Source organism: Trabulsiella odontotermitis, from assembly GCF_001297775.1.
Classification (GTDB): Bacteria; Pseudomonadota; Gammaproteobacteria; order Enterobacterales; family Enterobacteriaceae; genus Trabulsiella; species Trabulsiella odontotermitis.
This window is the reverse complement of the sequence record NZ_LIFX01000014.1, coordinates 1-17,746: the sequence shown is the minus strand read 5'-3', so window position 1 is coordinate 17,746 and position 17,746 is coordinate 1. Positions and strand designations below refer to the sequence as shown.

16 protein-coding genes are annotated in these 17,746 nt (G+C 56.1%); 3 read left to right on the top strand and 13 right to left on the bottom strand.

Annotated elements, in window-relative coordinates; translation table 11 throughout:
- Nucleotides 1–5: 5 nt before the first annotated feature.
- From rsxD to blr, 8 genes are all read right to left on the bottom strand, one after another.
- Nucleotides 6–1,058 carry an electron transport complex subunit RsxD gene (rsxD, locus tag AOY23_RS18485; protein ID WP_054180762.1) on the bottom strand — a complete coding sequence of 351 codons (1,053 nt, stop codon included), beginning with the start codon at nt 1,056–1,058 and terminating at the stop codon, nt 6–8.
- Nucleotides 1,059–2,897, bottom strand: coding sequence for an electron transport complex subunit RsxC (gene rsxC / locus AOY23_RS18480; RefSeq protein ID WP_054180761.1), 1,839 nt, complete (start codon nt 2,895–2,897; stop codon nt 1,059–1,061).
- Nucleotides 2,890–3,468 carry an electron transport complex subunit RsxB gene (gene rsxB / locus AOY23_RS18475; RefSeq protein ID WP_054180760.1) on the bottom strand — a complete coding sequence of 193 codons (579 nt, stop codon included), beginning with the start codon at nt 3,466–3,468 and terminating at the stop codon, nt 2,890–2,892. The genes rsxC and rsxB overlap by 8 nt, the downstream gene beginning before the upstream one ends.
- Nucleotides 3,468–4,049: an electron transport complex subunit RsxA gene (gene rsxA, locus AOY23_RS18470; RefSeq protein ID WP_054180759.1), complete on the bottom strand. Its 582-nt coding sequence runs from the start codon at nt 4,047–4,049 to the stop codon at nt 3,468–3,470. The genes rsxB and rsxA overlap by 1 nt, the downstream gene beginning before the upstream one ends.
- A 77-nt stretch (nt 4,050–4,126) precedes the next feature.
- Nucleotides 4,127–4,567 (bottom strand): DUF2569 domain-containing protein, encoded by a 441-nt coding sequence (locus tag AOY23_RS18465; RefSeq protein WP_054180758.1) that lies wholly within the window; start codon nt 4,565–4,567, stop codon nt 4,127–4,129.
- Nucleotides 4,568–4,651: 84 nt separating this feature from the next.
- Nucleotides 4,652–4,867, bottom strand: a complete 216-nt coding sequence (gene ydgT, locus AOY23_RS18460; RefSeq protein ID WP_049850128.1) for a transcription modulator YdgT — start codon at nt 4,865–4,867, stop codon at nt 4,652–4,654.
- 232 nt (nt 4,868–5,099) lie between these two features.
- Nucleotides 5,100–6,500, bottom strand: a complete 1,401-nt coding sequence (locus tag AOY23_RS18455) for a GH1 family beta-glucosidase (protein WP_054180757.1) — start codon at nt 6,498–6,500, stop codon at nt 5,100–5,102.
- Nucleotides 6,501–6,615: 115 nt separating this feature from the next.
- On the bottom strand, nt 6,616–6,753 hold the full coding sequence (blr, locus tag AOY23_RS22080) for a division septum protein Blr (protein ID WP_072171055.1): 138 nt from the start codon (nt 6,751–6,753) through the stop codon (nt 6,616–6,618).
- 152 nt (nt 6,754–6,905) lie between these two features.
- Here blr and AOY23_RS18450 point away from each other — a divergent pair, with 152 nt between their 5' ends.
- On the top strand, nt 6,906–7,946 hold the full coding sequence (locus tag AOY23_RS18450) for an oxidoreductase (protein WP_054180756.1): 1,041 nt from the start codon (nt 6,906–6,908) through the stop codon (nt 7,944–7,946).
- A 37-nt stretch (nt 7,947–7,983) separates the two neighbouring features.
- Here the strand turns inward: AOY23_RS18450 and add are convergent, their stop codons facing one another.
- From add to malX, 3 genes are all read right to left on the bottom strand, one after another.
- The gene (gene add / locus AOY23_RS18445; RefSeq protein WP_054180755.1) at nt 7,984–8,985 is read right to left on the bottom strand and encodes an adenosine deaminase; all 1,002 of its coding nucleotides are present in this window, start codon (nt 8,983–8,985) and stop codon (nt 7,984–7,986) included.
- Between the two features lie 94 nt (nt 8,986–9,079).
- Nucleotides 9,080–10,252 carry a MalY/PatB family protein gene (locus AOY23_RS18440; RefSeq protein WP_054180754.1) on the bottom strand — a complete coding sequence of 391 codons (1,173 nt, stop codon included), beginning with the start codon at nt 10,250–10,252 and terminating at the stop codon, nt 9,080–9,082.
- A gap of 68 nt (nt 10,253–10,320) precedes the next feature.
- Complete coding sequence (malX, locus tag AOY23_RS18435; RefSeq protein ID WP_054180753.1) at nt 10,321–11,910, bottom strand: maltose/glucose-specific PTS transporter subunit IIBC; 1,590 nt, start codon at nt 11,908–11,910, stop codon at nt 10,321–10,323.
- A gap of 175 nt (nt 11,911–12,085) precedes the next feature.
- Here malX and AOY23_RS18430 point away from each other — a divergent pair, with 175 nt between their 5' ends.
- Nucleotides 12,086–13,114 carry a Mal regulon transcriptional regulator MalI gene (locus AOY23_RS18430; protein WP_054180752.1) on the top strand — a complete coding sequence of 343 codons (1,029 nt, stop codon included), beginning with the start codon at nt 12,086–12,088 and terminating at the stop codon, nt 13,112–13,114.
- A gap of 28 nt (nt 13,115–13,142) precedes the next feature.
- Here AOY23_RS18430 and AOY23_RS18425 read toward each other — a convergent pair whose 3' ends face one another.
- Both AOY23_RS18425 and manA read right to left on the bottom strand, forming a co-directional pair.
- Complete coding sequence (locus AOY23_RS18425; RefSeq protein ID WP_054180751.1) at nt 13,143–14,645, bottom strand: YdgA family protein; 1,503 nt, start codon at nt 14,643–14,645, stop codon at nt 13,143–13,145.
- Nucleotides 14,646–14,743: 98 nt separating this feature from the next.
- A complete protein-coding gene (gene manA / locus AOY23_RS18420) occupies nt 14,744–15,922 on the bottom strand; it encodes a mannose-6-phosphate isomerase (RefSeq protein WP_054180750.1) in 1,179 nt (392 codons plus the stop codon).
- Nucleotides 15,923–16,121: 199 nt separating this feature from the next.
- On the opposite strand from manA, the gene fumA reads away from it, so the two are divergent.
- On the top strand, nt 16,122–17,746 hold a 1,625-nt coding region (fumA, locus tag AOY23_RS18415; RefSeq protein ID WP_054181317.1), incomplete at its 3' end, for a class I fumarate hydratase FumA.

Genomic DNA, 17,746 nt, shown 5'->3' with positions numbered 1-17,746 from the left:
GTTCCTCAACGGTGTCCGTAAACACGCGGACGCGTGTAGTAATCAATCAGCGGAACAGTAATGTTCGCCAGCAGCGTGGCGAAGGCAACACCATCAGGATAGCCGCCAAAGCTGCGGATCAGCCACACCAGCAGACCAGCCAGCGCACCGAAAATCAGACGACCGCGATCGGTGGTGGAGGCGGTAACCGGATCGGTCAGAATAAAGAACGCGCCGAGCATGGTCGCGCCGGAAAGCAGGTGCATCTGCGGCGAGGCGAGCGTTTCCGGGGAGAACAGCCAGCCCAGCGTCGAACAGATGGCGAGGCTCAGCAGAAAACTGACCGGAATGTGCCAGCGGATGGTTTTCTTCCACAGCAACAGCAGCCCCCCCGCCAGATACGCGAGGTTCACCCACTGCCAGCCAATGCCCGCCAGGGCGCCGCCGTAAATCGGCATCTGCAGAACCTGCTCAACACTGTGTCCGGCACGCAGAGAGGTTTTAAAGTTGTCGAGCGGTGTGGCCTGGCTGATCCCGTCGATGCCCATCCGCAGACTGTTCATGTCATGCCCGGACGACGTATGGCCGGTGAAAATAATCTGCACCGCGTCCAGCAGATCCGGTGTTGTGGCGGCAATGCTGTGTGGCGGCAGCCATGACGTCATCTGTACCGGGAAGGAAATCAGCAACACCACATAACCAATCATCGCCGGGTTAAACGGGTTATGACCCAGCCCGCCATACAGTTGTTTGGCGATGATGATGGCAAACGCGGTTCCCAGCACGACCATCCACCACGGGGCGAATGGCGGAATACTGATGGCCAGCAGCACGCCGGTCAGCAGGGCGGCGTTATCGGAGAGCGTCGCGCCAATCTGTTGTTTACGTAAACGTAATACCGCCGCTTCAGCAACCAGCGCCGTCACAACAGCGATGAGGAGTTGTATCAGTGTCCCCCAGCCGAAAAACCAGCTCTGTACAGCAATACCAGGAACCGTCGCCAGCAGCACCAGCATCATGATGTGTGAGGTCTGACGCTGGTTATGGGTATACGGGGAGCTTGCGATTCTGAATACCATTTATTCCTCTGTCGCGACTTTCTGAGCAGCTTTCTTTGCCTGCGCGCGCGCAATGGCTGCGGCGATAGCGGCTTTGCGTGGATCTTCACTTTCCGCGGGGGCGGCTGGTGCGTCTTGTTGTTCCGCTTTGCGCGCTTTGGCGCGGGCGATAGCCGCTTCAACCGCGGCTTTGCGTGGATCTACTGGTGCTGACGGGGCGCCGTCACTCTGCACTTTTTCCGCCTGGCGTGCGCGGGCCTGCGCTTTACGCGCTTCGCGGGCAGCAATGACGTCGCTGTTGTCCGGCTGCGTTCCTGCTTTGATCACCAGCGTTTCGGTTGCCTGCTGTTTTTTCTCGCGCACCCGCGCCAGCGCCGCCGCAATGGCGGCCTGATCGGTTTTCGCTGGCTGTGCAGCGGATTCTTTATGCCGTGCCTGACGCGCCAGTTTTTCACGTTCGAGACGCGCCTGACGTGCTTCGAAGCGTGCTTTAGCTTCTGCCGCGCGTTTTTCTTCGTCTGCAATGGCGCGGATTTCCGCTTTTTCCTGACGGAAGTACTGCACCAATGGAATGTTGCTCGGGCACACCCACGCACAGGCACCGCATTCGATACAGTCAGAAAGATGATGCGCGGTGGCTTTATCATGCTGCTGGCCTTTACTGAACCAGTACAGCTGTTGCGGCAGCAGATCCGCCGGGCAGGCGTCCGCGCAGGCGCTGCAGCGGATGCAGCTTTTCTCTTCCTGTGGCTCGCCCATTTCCGTTGCCGACGGGGCCAGCAGACAGTTGGTGATTTTCACCACCGGCACATCGAGCCACGGCAGGGTAAAGCCCATCAGCGGCCCGCCCATGATCACCAGTTGTTCACTGCCAGCGCAAAAACCGGCGTTATCCAGCAGATGACGAACGGGCGTACCGAGACGCGCCCAGACGTTGCCCGGGCGGGAGACCGCTTCACCAGTGAGGGTGACAACGCGTTCTGTCAGTGGTTCGCCGTCAATAATGGCGCGTTTAACAGCATAGGCCGTCCCGACGTTTTGCATCAGCACGCCAATGTCGGAGGAACGACCGCCATGCGGGACCTGTTTACCGGTCAGAATTTGCGTCAGCTGTTTGGCGCCGCCGGACGGGTATTTGGTCGGAACCACGCGCAGACTGATGTCGTGTGAACCTGCCAGCACCGCCCGCATCATCGAAATGGCCTGCGGTTTGTTGTCCTCAATGCCAATCAGGATTTCACGCGGTTGCAGGATATGCGCAAGGATACGCACGCCGTCGATGATTTGCGCTGCGCAATCCTGCATCAGGCGGTCATCGGCGGTGATATAGGGTTCACATTCCGCCGCGTTAATGATCAGCGTTTCGATTTTATCGCCACCGCCCTGCAGTTTATTGCCGGTCGGGAAACCTGCGCCGCCTAACCCGGCGACGCCGAACTGATGAATACGCGTGATCAACTCGCTGCGGGATTTGTTCTGATAGTCACTCCAGCCGTCGCGCTCGATCCAGCGGTCTTCGCCGTCGGCGTCAATGATCACGCTCAGTTCAGCCAGCGCTGACGGGTGCGCGGTTGAGTGCGGGGCAATCGCTGTGACAGTGCCGGAGGTCGGCGCGTGTACCGGCAGCATACGGCCCCGGCCGCGGGTAAGGGGCTGACCGCGCAGAACGTAATCGCCCACGCTGACGCACAGTTCACCTTCAGCGCCGATATGTTGTTTCAGGGGAATGACAAAACGCTGCGCCAGTGGAACCTGTCGCAGTGGCGTCCCGTTGGACTGGGTTTTCATTTCCGGGGGATGAATACCGCCGTTGAAATCCCAGATTCGCTCTTTTCGGAAAGCGGAAAATAACTTAAGCATGTTGTTCCACTGGAATAATCTGTACCGGAATGGTCTGCAGGTTCCATTTCCAGCTCTCCGTGGTGGTCTCGACAGGACGCAGCTCGATGCAGCGCGTCGGGCAGGGATCGACACAGAGATTGCAGCCAGTACAAAGGGAGCTCACCACGGTATGCATGGCTCGCGTCGCGCCAATGATGGCGTCAACCGGGCAAGCCTGAATGCATTTGGTGCACCCGATACAATTGTTTTCATCAATCACCGCCAGCATGCGGACAGGCTCAAGGGCCTGTTCATCGCCATCAATTGGCTGCGGTTCAACGTTCAGCAGGGTAGCGATTTTCAGCATCACCGCTTCGCCACCAGGCGCACAGCGGTTGATTTTCTCTCCCTGAATCCCTACGGCTTCGGCGTAGGGGCGGCATCCCGGGTATCCGCACTGGCCACACTGACTTTGTGGCAAAATTTCTTCAATTTTTTCCACAACAGGATCGTCCTCTACCGCAAAGCGACGCGAGGCATATCCCAGAATGACGCCGAAAATCAGCCCTAACAGGCTAATTGCAGCGACGGCTATCCAGACAGCATTCATTACAACTTCACCAGACCACTAAAGCCCATAAAGGCCAGAGACATTAATCCTGCGGTAATCAGCGCAATGGCGTTACCGCGAAACGGGGCAGGCACGTCCGCGGCGACGAGGCGCTCGCGAATGGCGGCAAACAGCACCATCACCAGCGAAAAGCCGACGGCGGCTGAAAAGCCATACAGCGCGGACTGCAGGAAATTATGCCCAAGGTTGATATTCAGCAGCGCCACACCCAGTACAGCGCAGTTGGTGGTAATCAGCGGCAGGAAAATCCCCAGCAGACGGTACAGTGCCGGGCTGGTCTTGCGCACCACCATTTCCGTGAATTGTACCACCACGGCGATGACCAGAATAAAGGCCAGCGTCCGCAAATAGACAAGATTCAGTGGGATCAGGATCCAGGTATCGATAAGCCAGGCGCACACGGACGCCAGCGTCATCACAAAAGTGGTCGCCAGTCCCATCCCCATGGCCGTTTCCAGTTTTTTAGAAACGCCCATGAATGGACACAGCCCGAGAAACTTCACCAGTACGAAGTTATTTACCAGGACTGTGCCTATAAAAAGCAGCAGATAGTCAGCCATTATTCGACCTGAAAAATACAAAGCCGCCTATTATCCGCTAAACGGCAACAGGCGACAACAGGGAAACTGTACGGTTATTACGGATTAACAAAGGTGCGTTTTACCCGTATGGAGCGCTTAAAATAGGGCACCATCAGGGCAGCCGCCAGTAGCGGGAACAGCAGCTGGCGCAGCGCCAGTGTGTCTGAAACGGGGGAAAACGCAAACGCTTTAACGGCCAGCAGGACCGAAATCAACAACCAGATAATATAATGTTTCGGCACAATCCGACGACGCTTAAAAAAGGCTATCGCCAGCCAGAGGGTGTAATACCACATTCCTGCCGCAAAAGCGCAGGACAGCACCCACAGCCCCAGATTGAGCGAACTTTGTTGTCGCAACACAGTAAACGTCTGCGGAGACAGCAGCGCATTGGCATACAGGACCACCGCCAGCGACGCGCTCAGCAGCGCCAGCAATAGCCAGGCCAGTGGGGCCAGCAGCCATCCACCAATACGTTCAGCATTTTTTTCGGACATGACCTCTCCTGAAAATCAGCGCCAGTTGCCTGCAACAAAGCAGGGGCAGAAGTATAAAGCAACTGGCACCCGGGAGGACAGAGTTTATTGCACGTAACGCCAAACGGATTTCGGCACTTCGCCAATATTATACAGGCGGCCGCCAGAGACCAGTTCCGCGCGACGATGGTCGGCGGCGCGATACATGCTGATGATCTCGTGGTTATCATCCAGAGAATAATTCAGATGATCAAAAAGTTTTTCCAGACTTTCAAGTGAGTTGATTTTACGGAATTTGAGCAAATAATCCTGGACGGTCATAATTTAAAGTATCCCTTTTATAATGCGTTTATTTGCCACAAATAAGTCCGGTCATAACAGACAATATCAGTGGCATCCCTGACGGGGTAACACTCGTTCTGATGATGTTCAATTATTATTTAGGGTACAAAACCCAAAGACAAGCGGCTTAACTGACGGACCTGTCATTACTGGATTTTTAAGATTTTTCTTGAGCGATGATCGGACGCCGGACGGCGCCCTCTCAGGAAGATTAACGCTCTTCACCACGACTGGCAATAACGTTCTGATACCAGAAGAAGCTCTTTTTGCGTTTTCTCACCAGGTCTTGACTATGATCGACATAAACGAAGCCATATTGTTTCTTATAGCCGTTTAACCAACTCAGTAAATCAATAAATGACCATGGAAAATAACCCCGCACATCGGCGCCAAGATCAATCGCTTTTTCCAGCGCGTTAATATGCATTCGCAGATAGTCTATTCGTGGATCATCGACAATATCGCCATTAATAATCGGGTCTTTTGCGCCTAACCCGTTTTCGGTGATATAGATGGGAATATCACCGTACCTTTCTTTGATCAGCATTATGCCGTCGGTTAATCCTTGCGGCCAGATTTCCCAGTCCCAGTCGGTATAAACCCCGCCCGGGTTGCGTACAAACTTAAACAGCCCCTTGAAACCAAACTCGCCGCCGCTACCAGGCTCGCCACTGTTATTACTTTGTTGCCGCGTTTCCTCTTCATTCGCGACCACCGTTTCCCGGCGGTAATAATTGAGCCCGATAAAATCGCAACGGTTCTCACGCAACAGCGCATCGTCACCCGGCGCAAAGCGGGGGACGCCCCACAGCGCCTGAGTCTGCGCCAGCAGTCCGGCAGGATAGGTGCCGAGCAACACCGGATCGTACAGCCAGTGCGTATGAATGGCGTCGGCGAGCGCGGACGCGTCACGATCAGCTTGTTTATCGGTCAGCGGGGTATGCGGCTGTAGCACATTTACAAAACCAATCTCGCCATCAATCGCCATCTCACGGAATGCTTTCACCGCCAGCGCATGGGCAATAAAAACGTGGTGACAGGCCTGAATGGCGCGGGCAGGGTCTTTTACTGACGGGGGATGGTTGCCGGTGATATAGCCGTGACCAATGAAAACAATCGTTTCATTAAAGGTGGCCCAGAGTTTCACCCGTGAGCCAAACCGCGCGTAGCACAGACGGGCATACTCCTCAAACGCGTCGGCGGTGGCACGGGCTTCCCAGCCACCTTCGTCCTGCAACGCCTGCGGGAGATCCCAGTGGTATAGCGTAATCATCGGCACAATGTTGTGGGCCAGCAGGGCGTCGATCAGATCGCTGTAAAACTTAACACCCGCTTCATTCACTTCACCCCGACCCGCAGGCAGCAGGCGCGGCCAGGAGATGGAAAAGCGATAACTTTGCAGCCCCATTTCCGCCATCAGCGCGACATCTTCCCGAAAACGATGATAGTGATCGACCGCAACATCGCCGTTCGTGTTCTGGTAGGTCATTCCCGGAATATGGGAAAAGCGGTCCCAGATGGAAGGGCCTTTACCGTCGGCGTCGTGCGCGCCTTCCACCTGATACGCGGCGGTCGCGGCGCCCCACAGGAAATGTTTGGGAAATGCTGACATGATTTACTCCTTATCGATGAGATAAGGGCAGTGTAGGAAGGATAGTGTTATGAGTGCAACCGGTTTCAGAAACCGGTTACATCCTTGCGATCGCGCTCACGGTCCGCAAGGGTAATCATTTATTTTGCAGCGCGACCGTGGGTTCCGGCGTCTGATAGTTATCGATATGGTGAGCAATAAGGAGCAACAAAACGCAAACCCCCACCGTGATCCAGCCCATGAGTTCTACAATACGAGATAATACTGACGACATGATTTCTAAGGAAAAAGTGAATACAGGCGGCAAATCTTACTCACCCGCGGTAATGATGCAAGCCCTGAAAATATTTCCGTGCGAATTATTCGGTTGTGAGGCAAAGGCAGATGTTGTGAAATAGATCGACGTTATCGATGAGAGGCTGCAACATGAGTGACAACATCCGTGTCGGATTAATAGGTTATGGCTACGCCAGTAAGACATTCCATGCGCCGCTGATCAGCGGAACACCTGGAATGGAACTGGCAGCCGTCTCCAGCAGTGATGAGGCCAAAGTGAAAGCTGACTGGCCTGACGTAAAGGTCGTTGCTGAGCCGAAGCATTTGTTTAACGATCCTGCTATCGATTTGATCGTCATCCCCACGCCGAACGACACCCATTTCCCGCTGGCGAAAGCCGCGCTGGAAGCGGGCAAACATGTGGTTGTTGACAAACCCTTCACCGTGACACTGTCACAGGCGCGTGAGCTAGATGCGCTGGCACGCAGTGTCGGACGTCTGTTGTCAGTGTTTCACAACCGCCGCTGGGACAGCGATTTCCTTACCGTGAAGGCGCTGATTGCCGACGGCTCTCTGGGGGAAGTGGCGTACTTTGAATCGCACTTTGACCGCTATCGTCCGCAGGTACGTAATCGCTGGCGCGAAATGGGCGGCCCGGGTAGCGGCATCTGGTATGACTTAGGCCCGCATCTGCTCGATCAGGCGATTAACCTGTTTGGTCTGCCGGTCAGCCTGACGGTCGATCTGGCGCAACTCCGCCCTGGCGCGCAGTCTACTGACTATTTCCACGCCATTCTGACCTATCCACAGCGCCGCATTGTGCTGCACGGCACCTTGCTGGCGGCGGCCGAAACCGCGCGTTATATCATCCACGGCTCGCGGGCAAGCTATGTAAAATATGGTCTTGATCCGCAGGAAGATCGGCTGAAAAACGGCGAACGTCCGCCGCTGGACGACTGGGGGCATGATACGCGCGATGGCGTACTGACCCGTGTTGACGGTGAGGAACGCATCGAAACAACGTGGTTAACGCAGCCGGGGAATTATCCGGCGTACTATGCGGCAATTCGCGATGCGCTGAACGGCACCGGGGAAAATCCGGTTCCGGCGAGCCAGGCTATCCAGATTATGGAGCTTATCGAGCTGGGAATTGAGTCCGCGAAGCACCGCTCCACGCTGTGTCTGACCTGATAACGCAAAAGCCGCTCAACAGAGCGGCTTTTTTGTCTTAGCGGTTTTTCACCCGATCCCGCAACGCCTGTTTTTCCTGCGCGGACAGGAACGCGCTCTCCAGTCCGTTAATCTGCGCCTGGCGGATTTGCGCCTGACTCAGTCCGGCCGCCGGGGCAGCAACATTATATTCATGAATGATATCGATGCCCTGAACCGCCGGATCGTCGGTGTTAATGCTCGCCAGAATGCCGTGTTCGAGGAAGGTTTTCAGCGGATGACGGGCCAGTGATGGCACCGTGCTGGTCTGAATGTTTGAGGTCAGGCAGGACTCAATGCCAATACGCTGTTCGGCGAGGAAATCCATCAGCGCCGGATCTTCCACCGCTTTCACGCCATGCCCGATGCGCTCGGCACCGAGTTCACGGATCGCCTGCCAGATACTTTCCGGGCCAGCCGCTTCACCGGCATGCACGGTGATCCGCCAGCCAGCATCGCGGGCACGGTTAAAATGACTGAGGAACAGGCTGCCAGGGAAACCTAACTCATCGCCCGCCAGATCCAGCGCTGTAATGCCGTCACGGTGCGCCAGCAGCGCGTCCAGTTCCTGCAGACAGGCAGTTTCGCCAAACGTCCGGCTCATGATGCCAATCAGACGCGCGTCAACGCCGAAATCACGACTGCCTTCACGTACCCCGGCGATCACCGCTTCAACAACCCCGGCGACCGGTAACTGGTGGGTCATCGCCATATAACCAGGTGAAAAGCGCAGCTCAACGTAATGCAGCCCGTTGCGCGCGGCGTCTTCCACGTTTTCATACGCGACGCGGCGGCAGGCTTCCAGTGAGGCGAGGACTTTTACGCCCCAGTCGAGTTTGGACAGGAAACTGACCAGATCGGGCTCGTTGCTGGTGACCTGAACGTGCGGACGCAGCGCGTCCAGCGTATCGGCAGGCAGAGCAATATTATGCTGGCGACCAAGATCAAGAATGGTTTGCGCGCGGATGTTGCCATCAAGGTGGCGATGAATGTCGGTCAGGGGAAGGTTAGTATCAATCATGGTCGCACCGTTTTAGTTAAAGTGCGGACTATTATAAAAATAAATGCGGCGAGAAAGCTATTTTGCGCAACAAAAAGTTTTGTTGCGCACATTATCAGCGGAAGGATTGCAGGGCGGCGATGAGGCGTTGCACGCCTTGTTCCAGCTTCACGCGCGGGCACCCGGCGTTGAGGCGGATAAAACCGTTGCCTTCCTCGCCGTAGGTGTAGCCAGGCATGATCGCCACTTTTTGCGTTTCGATAAGTTGCTTCTGTAATGCCCGGTCATCAATATTCAGCGGGCGCAGATCGATCCACGCCAGATAGGTGGATTCCGGCGGCTGCCAGCGAAGTTCCGGGAATGCCTGATTCAGCTCGCGGGCGATATAGCGCATGTTGTCCTGCAGGTATGGGCGCAGGGCGTCGAGCCAGGGTGCGCCATCACGGTAGGCGGCAATGTGCGCGACAATCGCCGGCACAGAAGGCGAAGAGAGCCCGTCGCGACCTTTCAGCGCCAGCAGATACGCATCGCGCGAGGTCGCATCGCCAATCAGCCCGTATGCGCCGGTAAACGCCGGAATGTTGAAGCTCTTTGAGCCGGAGGTAAACAGCGCCCACGGCCCGCGGGCCACGTCACACCAGGGAATGTGCGGATGACTGCTCCACACCATATCCATATGGATTTCATCGCTGATAACGCGAACGTTGTGTTTTTCGCACAGCGTCGCGATGGTATCAAGTTCCTCGCGAGTCCACACTTTGCCGGTCGGGTTATGCGGGCTGCACAATAACAGCAGCGTGTTCTGCGGCTGCGACAGTACCTGCTCCAGTTGATCCATATCGCAGAGCCAGTCGTTGCCGTTTTTTATTAACGGCACGGCGGCCACGCGACGCTGGTTTCCCTCAATCGCTTTATAAAACGCATCGTATGCCGGGGTGTTCACCACCACGCCATCGCCCGGCGCGGACCACTGGCGGATCATCTCGGACACCATATAGATAACCGACGGCCCGTAAACGACGGACTCACGGTCAATCTGGCTGTGAAAACGACTGGCATACCAGTGGGCGATAGCGCCGAGAAATTCGTCGTTCTTCCAGCGGCTGTAGCCGAAAACGCCGTGAGCGAGACGCTGACTGACGGCGTCAATAATGCACGGCGCGGTGGCGAAATCCATGTCGGAAATGGTGAAGGGAAGCAAATCGGCGGCACCGAAGCGGTCGGCGACGTAATCCCATTGCGTGCACCAGGTACCGTGCCTGTCGACGGGAGTGGAGAAATCAAACATCAGAGCGTCCTTAATCGTTGTGCAGATGCGTCAGTTTCCCCCTCCTTGCCGAAGGGGGAAAGGGCGTTTTATGCCTGCACGGTATTCATCAGCATGGCCATTTCATCTTTCACTGACTGCACCTGCGGGCCAATCACCACTTGCAGATTGTGCTGGTTAAGCTGAACCACGCCAATTGCGCGGTTGGCTTTCAGCGCCGCCGCATCCACTTTTGACATGTCGTTGACCGACAGACGCAGGCGGGTAATGCAGTTGTCCAGCGTGACGATGTTTTCCGCACCGCCCAGCGCCGCCAGGATGGCCGGTACATTGTAGCCCGATTTGCCCGTCACGCCCGCAACCGCTTTTTCCACCGGGCTGGTGTCGATGTCGCGACCTGGCGTTTTCAGATTAAAACGGGTGATGGCAAAACGGAAGATACCGTAGTACACCGCAAACCAGACAGCCGCCACTACAGGTACCAGATACCACTTGGTCGACAGCCCATGCAGGATGCCGAAGACCACGAAATCGATCACGTTGCCGTCGGTATTACCGATGGTCACGCCGAGGATCGCCATCATGGTGAAGCCCAGACCGGTCAACAGCGCGTGGATGATATACAGCACCGGCGCCACAAACAGGAACAGGAATTCCAGCGGTTCGGTAGTACCGCCGACGACGCAGGCGATCACGCCAGAAATCAGCAGGCCTTTAATTTTATGGCGATTTTCAGGACGGGCACAGTGGTACATTGCCAGCGCCGCGCCCGGCAGACCGCCGAGGAATGCCGGCATTTTACCCTGAGAGAGGAAGCGAGTGGCGCTTTCCGCAAAACCATGGGTTTCCGGGCAGCTCAGTTGCGCCTGGAAAATCGTCAGCGCGCCGTTAACTGTGTGACCGCACACGTCCATGGTACCGCCCGCTTCGGTAAAGCGGATCAGCGCCACCAGAATATGGTGCAGGCCAAACGGCAGCAGCAGACGCTCGCCGGTACCGAAAATCATCGGGCCAAAATCACCTGCGCTGTTGATCACGTGACCGAGCGCGTTGATGCCCATCGCGAAGACCGGCCAGACCAGCGGGATCACCAGACCGACCAGGCCCATCACCACCGTAGTGACGATCGGAACAAAGCGGGTGCCGCCGAAGAAAGCCAGCGCATCCGGCAGGCGAATGGTGTGAAAACGCTCGTGCAGCATCCAGACCACGATCCCGGCGATAACCGCACCGAGGATGCCGGTGTCGATGGACTGGATCCCCAGTACGTTCTGAATATTGTTGGCTTTCAGAATGGCGGCGTCGGTGGTCGGCAGAATGCCTTTCGCTGTCAGCCAGAAGTTCACCGCAAGGTTCATCACCGCATAACCGACAAATCCGGCAAACGCGGCAACGCCTTTGTTTTCACGTGCCAGCCCAAGCGGGATAGCGATACAGAACATCACCGGCAGAAAGCTGAAGGCAAAAGAGCCGACTTTGCTCATCCAGATGAAAATGGCCTGTAACAATGGCGTGTCCAGCCAGGGTAGCAGGGTGGTGACGTCGTGGCTGCTCAATGAGCTGCCAATCCCTAACATGATGCCGCAGAAGGAGAGCAGCGCCACAGGCAACATGAACGTTTTGCCAAGCTGCTGAAAAAACTCCCACAGAGTGATTTTTGGTGCTGCTTTTGCCGTCATAAAACGACTCCTTGTTATAAAAATAAGCTGTGTGGTGTAACGAAGCGGCAAGATAAAACGTTTTATCAAATTTTAGTGCGAGAGAAATCACATAATCAGTGGATAATAACGTTTATAAAGACCTTCAATAGATAAAACGTTTTATCGCTGCGGCAAAGGGAGTCAGACGCAATACATGGCTATCGCAAAAAAGATCACCATTAACGATGTTGCGCTGGCGGCAGGGGTGTCTGTCAGCACGGTATCGCTGGTATTGAGCGGGAAAGGGCGAATTTCGTCGGCGACCGGGGAACGCGTTAACCAGGCTATCGAACAACTGGGGTTTGTGCGCAACCGTCAGGCGGCGTCGCTGCGCGGCGGGCAGACGGGGGTGATTGGCCTGATTGTTGGTGATCTCTCGGCACCGTTTTATGCGGAGCTGACGGCGGGGCTAACCGAAGCGCTGGAAGCGCAGGGGAAGATGGTGTTCCTCACCCAGAGCGGGCCTGATGGCGAAAATATGCTGCGGCGTTTTGAAACCCTGGTATCGCAGGGCGTCGACGGGGTGATCATCGCCGGTTCTGTCGATCGCGGTGCGGAACTGCGCGATCGCGCCGAAGAAGCAGGTGTGCCGCTGGTGTTTGCTTCCCGCGCCAGTTATCTCGATGAGGTTGATCTTATCCGCCCTGACAACATGCAGGCCGCTCAACTCATCACTGAGCATCTGATTCGTCGCGGCCATCAGCGTATCGCCTGGCTCGGCGGGCAGAGTTCTTCTCTGACCCGCGCCGAACGCGTCGGAGGCTACTGTGCTACGTTGCTGAAATACGGTTTACCGTTCCACAGTGACTGGGTGCTGGAGTGTGAGTCAAGCCAGAAACAGGCCTCCGAGGTGATGACCGGGTTATTGCGCCAGTATCCGACGATCACCGCTGTGCTGTGTTACAACAGCGTGATCGCGATGGGCGCCTGGTTTGGTTTAATGCGGGCGGGGAAACAGAGCGGCGAGGACAGCGTGGAAAGCTACTTTGAGCAGCGCGTCACGCTGGCGGCATTTGCCGAAGTGCCGGATGCCGCGCTGGACGATCTGCCGTTGACCTGGGTGACTATCCCGGCGCGAGAGATGGGGCAGAGTCTTGCGGAACGCATCCTGCAACGCATCGAGACCGGGCAGGTTACGCTGCGCAATCACATCATGCCGCCGCGACTGGTAACCCGAAAATAAAAAGCCCCTCAAGTGAGGGGCCTGGGCATTACTCTTGCGGCGCATCCGGTGCCTGCAAATTCAGCACCCCGCCAAACATGCCGACAAACTCTTCCAGCGACATTTTCTGACCGTTCAGCGTTACCTGTCCCGCCGTGTATTGCAGGCTGGAGGTGATGCTGTTGTTTTCTTCAGTAGTCAGATGGAACATCTGGCCCATCGCCGACAGGCCTTTCACCTGCTGCTGTGCCAGTTTTGCCGCATCTTCCGGTTTATAGCCTTCGAGGCCCGCAGACTGCGTCATGAACTCGGTCGCCATGTCCATCGGGATCACCAGTTTGGTATCGAGATTTTTCACGACCGTATCCACCTGACCGGCCAGCGTTTGCGGCGGCTGAGTGGTTTTCGCCGGATCCCTCAGGAACAGCGACAGATTAAAGGTGGCTTCACCCTTGCTGTTTTTCCAGCTCAACGGGGCGACGGTGATCACCGGCTCGGCTTTCAGCAGGATCGGCAACGAGCTGAGCAGCGCTTCTGCCGCCTGTTGCTGGTACGCTTCCGGATTATTCGCAAGATCTGCCTCCTGCAACACTTTCTGGGCTTTCGCGTTATAGGTCTGGTTAAATTCGTGCCAGATAGCCCCGTCGATATTGCCCACTTTCAGTGTCAGCTTACCGCTACCCATATCCTGATTTTTCAGCTTCAGGCTGTTAAGCGTGTAATCAATCTGGCTGTTTACGGTTTTCCCGTCAGCGGCCAGATCGGCGCGGCCTTCTACCGTCAGACCTTCCAGTTGCCCGAGGTCAACGCCTTCCATCGAGATCGCCAGCTTATCAAGGGCGATTTTCTGGTTACCCACGTACTCGTCGAAACTGGCTACCTTGCTGGCGCCTTCGGTGGTGAGGTTATCCAGCGTCAGCTTAACCCGCATACCGTTTTCGTTAACGGTCTCGATCAAGGCGCTTGGCACAGAGCCGGACAGCGCAAACGCGGTGCCGTCACGATCCGCATCAAACGTAAATTCACCGCCGCTCAGCGACAGTTTTTCCTGACCTGCTTCGCGATTCAGTGGCTTCAGGGAGATCAGGGAACGGGTGTCGCCGTTGTAGCTGATGCGGGTATCTGACTCAACGAAAGACTGACCGTTCGCCAGATCAAACAGCGGTTTGGTCACCGCGTTATTCACCAGCACCGTTTTCACAGAGGCCATCATCGGCATCAGGTTAAACGATTTCAGTGCCGCCAGCGGGAAAGGACCATGATCAATGCTCTCTTTCATGACGATTGTCTGGCCGGGCTTCAGCCAGCCTTGCGTCGCGCCGTCGACAGGTTTGATCACCAGATCGAGCTGGCTTGAAAAGAGACCGCGGTGGTAATTCTGATGAACCAGTTCCAGACCTGCTGCGGACGACGTGCGTTTAATTTGCGCGTTTGCTTTCGCCAGCATGTCGGTCATATGGGTTTCGAGCTGCTTACCGGTATACCAGGCGCCGCCTGTCCATACCACTCCCAAAGCGACAATGACACCTGCCGCGATCAGACTTTTTTTCATAATGAATGTCCATAAGATATGAAAACAGGCGGAACCGTCCGCCTGTGTGAATGAGCTATCTTCAGCAGCTTAGCAATACTGCCACTAAATTTCAGTATTTAGTTTTGCTTGTTAAATACCCGCGCCAGACGCCCGGTACCGCTGATGGCGACCGGCGATTCGGCGGCACTGACAAACGCAGATTCACCGGGTCTCAGTACCAGACGCTGTGAGCCTTTGCTCAGCACGGCTTCGCCTTCAACGCAGAAAAGAATAGCGGCACTTGGCTGGGTTAGCGAGGTTTCCTGCGCGGACAGGTCATGCAGCGAGAAAGCAAAGTCGTCGACCGGGATCGGGAAGTCCAGCTCCGGCCCTTGTTTCTGCGGCTGCGTCAGCAACTCCGTCGCAGGCTTCGCCACGAATTTCACATTCGCGACCAGCTCCGGAATATCAATGTACTTCGGCGTTAACCCGGCACGCAGGACATTATCTGAGTTTGCCATCACCTCCAGCGCCACGCCTTGCAGATAGGCATGCGGTGTTTCGGCAAACAGGAACATGGCGTCGCCCGGATTCAGCTTCACCACATTCAGCAGCAGAGGCGAGAAGAGACCGCTGTCGTCAGGGTAAAACTCTGCGATCAGGCGAATGGTCTGCCAGGGTTCGCCCTGCTGGCTGTTGACTGCCGCTTTCAGCACCGCCAGCGCGCGTGCTTTTTCGTCACCCTGCATTTCCAGCAGACGGGCGAATAACTGACGCAGCCCGTCAGCGTCCGGGGATTGCAGGAAGTGGGCGATCGCCGGATGGGCGCCGGATACCGGCTGCAACAGGGAGACTATCTCAGAAAACTCGCGGAATGCGTTCATGGCGAGGAACGGCGTCAGCGCGAACACCAGCTCCGGCTTATGATTGGGATCTTTATAATTACGCTCGGCGGCGTCGAGGGGGATCCCGGCGGCGTTCTCTTTCGCAAAGCCCAGTTCAGAGGCTTTTTTGTTCGGGTGAACCTGAATCGAGAGGGGCTGTGCGGCGCACAGCACTTTAAACAGGAAAGGCAGTTCACCAAAGCGGGCGGCGACTTTTTCACCGAGCAATCCGGCTTTATCACCATCAATAATCTCACGCAGCGAATGCAATTTACCGTCCGCGCCTTCCACCTGCGAGCTGCTCTTCGGGTGCGCCCCCATCCATAACTCCGCCATCGGCAGGTTATTCGGGTTGGCGATGCCGTAGAGTTCCGTTAACGCAGTTTTACTTCCCCAGGCATAGTTCTGCACTGAGTTGACGAGTTTTTGCATTATCAAGCCCTGTTTTCATATGGTTAATCTGCTTCTATTAAAGCAATAAACCCGGCAGAAGTAACCAGCGTCGACAAAAAGTCGTATTAGTCTCAGTTTTTGTTAAAAAATTGTGTAAAGTATTGGGGCTCGCTTTTTTACAGGGCAAATGGACGATTTGCCTGAATCATAAATAGCCACGGTAGTCAGTGAGAGAACAATGTCGAACAAACCCTTTCATTATCAGGATCCTTTCCCCCTGGCAAAGGATGACACCGAATACTATCTCCTCAGCCCCGATTATGTCTCTGTCGCAGAATTTGAAGGGCAGGAGATCCTCAAAGTAGACCCGCAGGCGCTGACGCTCCTCGCGCAACACGCTTTCCACGATGCCTCTTTTATGTTGCGTCCGGCGCATCAGCAGCAGGTCGCCGATATCCTGAACGACCCGGATGCCAGCGAGAACGACAAATACGTCGCGCTGCAGTTCCTGCGTAACTCGGAAATCGCCGCGAAGGGCATTCTGCCGACCTGTCAGGACACCGGCACCGCCATCATCACCGGTAAAAAAGGCCAGCGCGTCTGGACCGGCGGCGGCGATGAAGCGGCGCTGGCCCGCGGGGTGTACAACACCTATATCGAAGACAATCTGCGTTACTCGCAGAACGCCGCGCTGGACATGTATAAAGAGGTTAACACCGGCACCAACCTGCCGGCGCAGATTGACCTCTACAGCGTGGACGGCGACGAGTACAAATTCCTCTGCATCGCCAAAGGTGGTGGCTCGGCCAACAAAACCTATCTGTATCAGGAAACCAAAGCGCTGCTGACGCCGGGTAAACTGAAAAACTATCTGGTTGAGAAGATGCGCACGCTGGGGACCGCGGCCTGCCCGCCGTACCATATTGCGTTTGTCATTGGCGGCACCTCGGCGGAAGCCACGCTGAAAACCGTCAAACTCGCCTCGACCAAATACTATGACGGTCTGCCGCTGGAAGGTAACGAGCACGGCCAGGCGTTCCGCGACGTACAACTGGAAAAAGAGTTGCTGGAAGAGGCGCAGAACCTCGGCCTCGGCGCGCAGTTTGGCGGTAAATATTTCGCGCATGATATCCGCGTGATCCGTCTGCCGCGCCACGGCGCCTCCTGCCCGGTCGGCATGGGCGTTTCCTGTTCGGCGGACCGCAACATCAAGGCGAAGATTAACCGTCACGGTATCTGGCTGGAAAAACTGGAAGACAATCCGGGCAAATACATCCCGGAAGCGCTGCGTAAGGCGGGCGAGGGTGAAGCAGTACGTGTGGATCTGAACCGCCCGATGAATGAAATCCTCAAACAACTGTCGCAGTACCCGGTATCCACGCGCCTGTCGCTGACCGGCACCATTATCGTCGGGCGCGATATCGCCCACGCGAAGCTGAAAGAGCGGATGGATAAAGGCGAAGGGCTGCCGCAGTACATCAAGGATCACCCTATCTACTACGCCGGTCCGGCCAAAACCCCGGCAGGGTATGCTTCCGGCTCGCTGGGGCCAACCACCGCAGGGCGGATGGATTCCTACGTGAATCAGCTTCAGTCGGAAGGCGGCAGCATGATCATGCTGGCGAAAGGCAACCGCAGCCAGCAGGTGACCGACGCGTGCCATAAGCACGGCGGTTTCTATCTTGGCAGCATCGGTGGTCCGGCAGCGGTACTGGCGCAGGGCAGCATTAAGAGCCTGGAGTGTGTGGAGTACCCGGAACTGGGGATGGAAGCTATCTGGAAAATCGAGGTGGAAGATTTCCCGGCGTTCATCCTGGTGGATGATAAAGGCAACGACTTCTTCCAGCAGATCCAGTCATCGCA

Coding starts and splice junctions, on each gene's coding strand:
- AOY23_RS18455 (WP_054180757.1), bottom strand. CDS start 6,500: ATGTCAGCATTTCCCAAACATTTCCTGTGGGGCGCCGCGACCGCCGCG.
- rsxD (WP_054180762.1), bottom strand. CDS start 1,058: ATGGTATTCAGAATCGCAAGCTCCCCGTATACCCATAACCAGCGTCAG.
- AOY23_RS18465 (WP_054180758.1), bottom strand. CDS start 4,567: ATGTCCGAAAAAAATGCTGAACGTATTGGTGGATGGCTGCTGGCCCCA.
- rsxB (WP_054180760.1), bottom strand. CDS start 3,468: ATGAATGCTGTCTGGATAGCCGTCGCTGCAATTAGCCTGTTAGGGCTG.
- AOY23_RS18430 (WP_054180752.1), top strand. CDS start 12,086: ATGGCTATCGCAAAAAAGATCACCATTAACGATGTTGCGCTGGCGGCA.
- rsxC (WP_054180761.1), bottom strand. CDS start 2,897: ATGCTTAAGTTATTTTCCGCTTTCCGAAAAGAGCGAATCTGGGATTTC.
- add (WP_054180755.1), bottom strand. CDS start 8,985: ATGATTGATACTAACCTTCCCCTGACCGACATTCATCGCCACCTTGAT.
- AOY23_RS18425 (WP_054180751.1), bottom strand. CDS start 14,645: ATGAAAAAAAGTCTGATCGCGGCAGGTGTCATTGTCGCTTTGGGAGTG.
- manA (WP_054180750.1), bottom strand. CDS start 15,922: ATGCAAAAACTCGTCAACTCAGTGCAGAACTATGCCTGGGGAAGTAAA.
- AOY23_RS18440 (WP_054180754.1), bottom strand. CDS start 10,252: ATGTTTGATTTCTCCACTCCCGTCGACAGGCACGGTACCTGGTGCACG.
- malX (WP_054180753.1), bottom strand. CDS start 11,910: ATGACGGCAAAAGCAGCACCAAAAATCACTCTGTGGGAGTTTTTTCAG.
- ydgT (WP_049850128.1), bottom strand. CDS start 4,867: ATGACCGTCCAGGATTATTTGCTCAAATTCCGTAAAATCAACTCACTT.
- blr (WP_072171055.1), bottom strand. CDS start 6,753: ATGTCGTCAGTATTATCTCGTATTGTAGAACTCATGGGCTGGATCACG.
- AOY23_RS18450 (WP_054180756.1), top strand. CDS start 6,906: ATGAGTGACAACATCCGTGTCGGATTAATAGGTTATGGCTACGCCAGT.
- rsxA (WP_054180759.1), bottom strand. CDS start 4,049: ATGGCTGACTATCTGCTGCTTTTTATAGGCACAGTCCTGGTAAATAAC.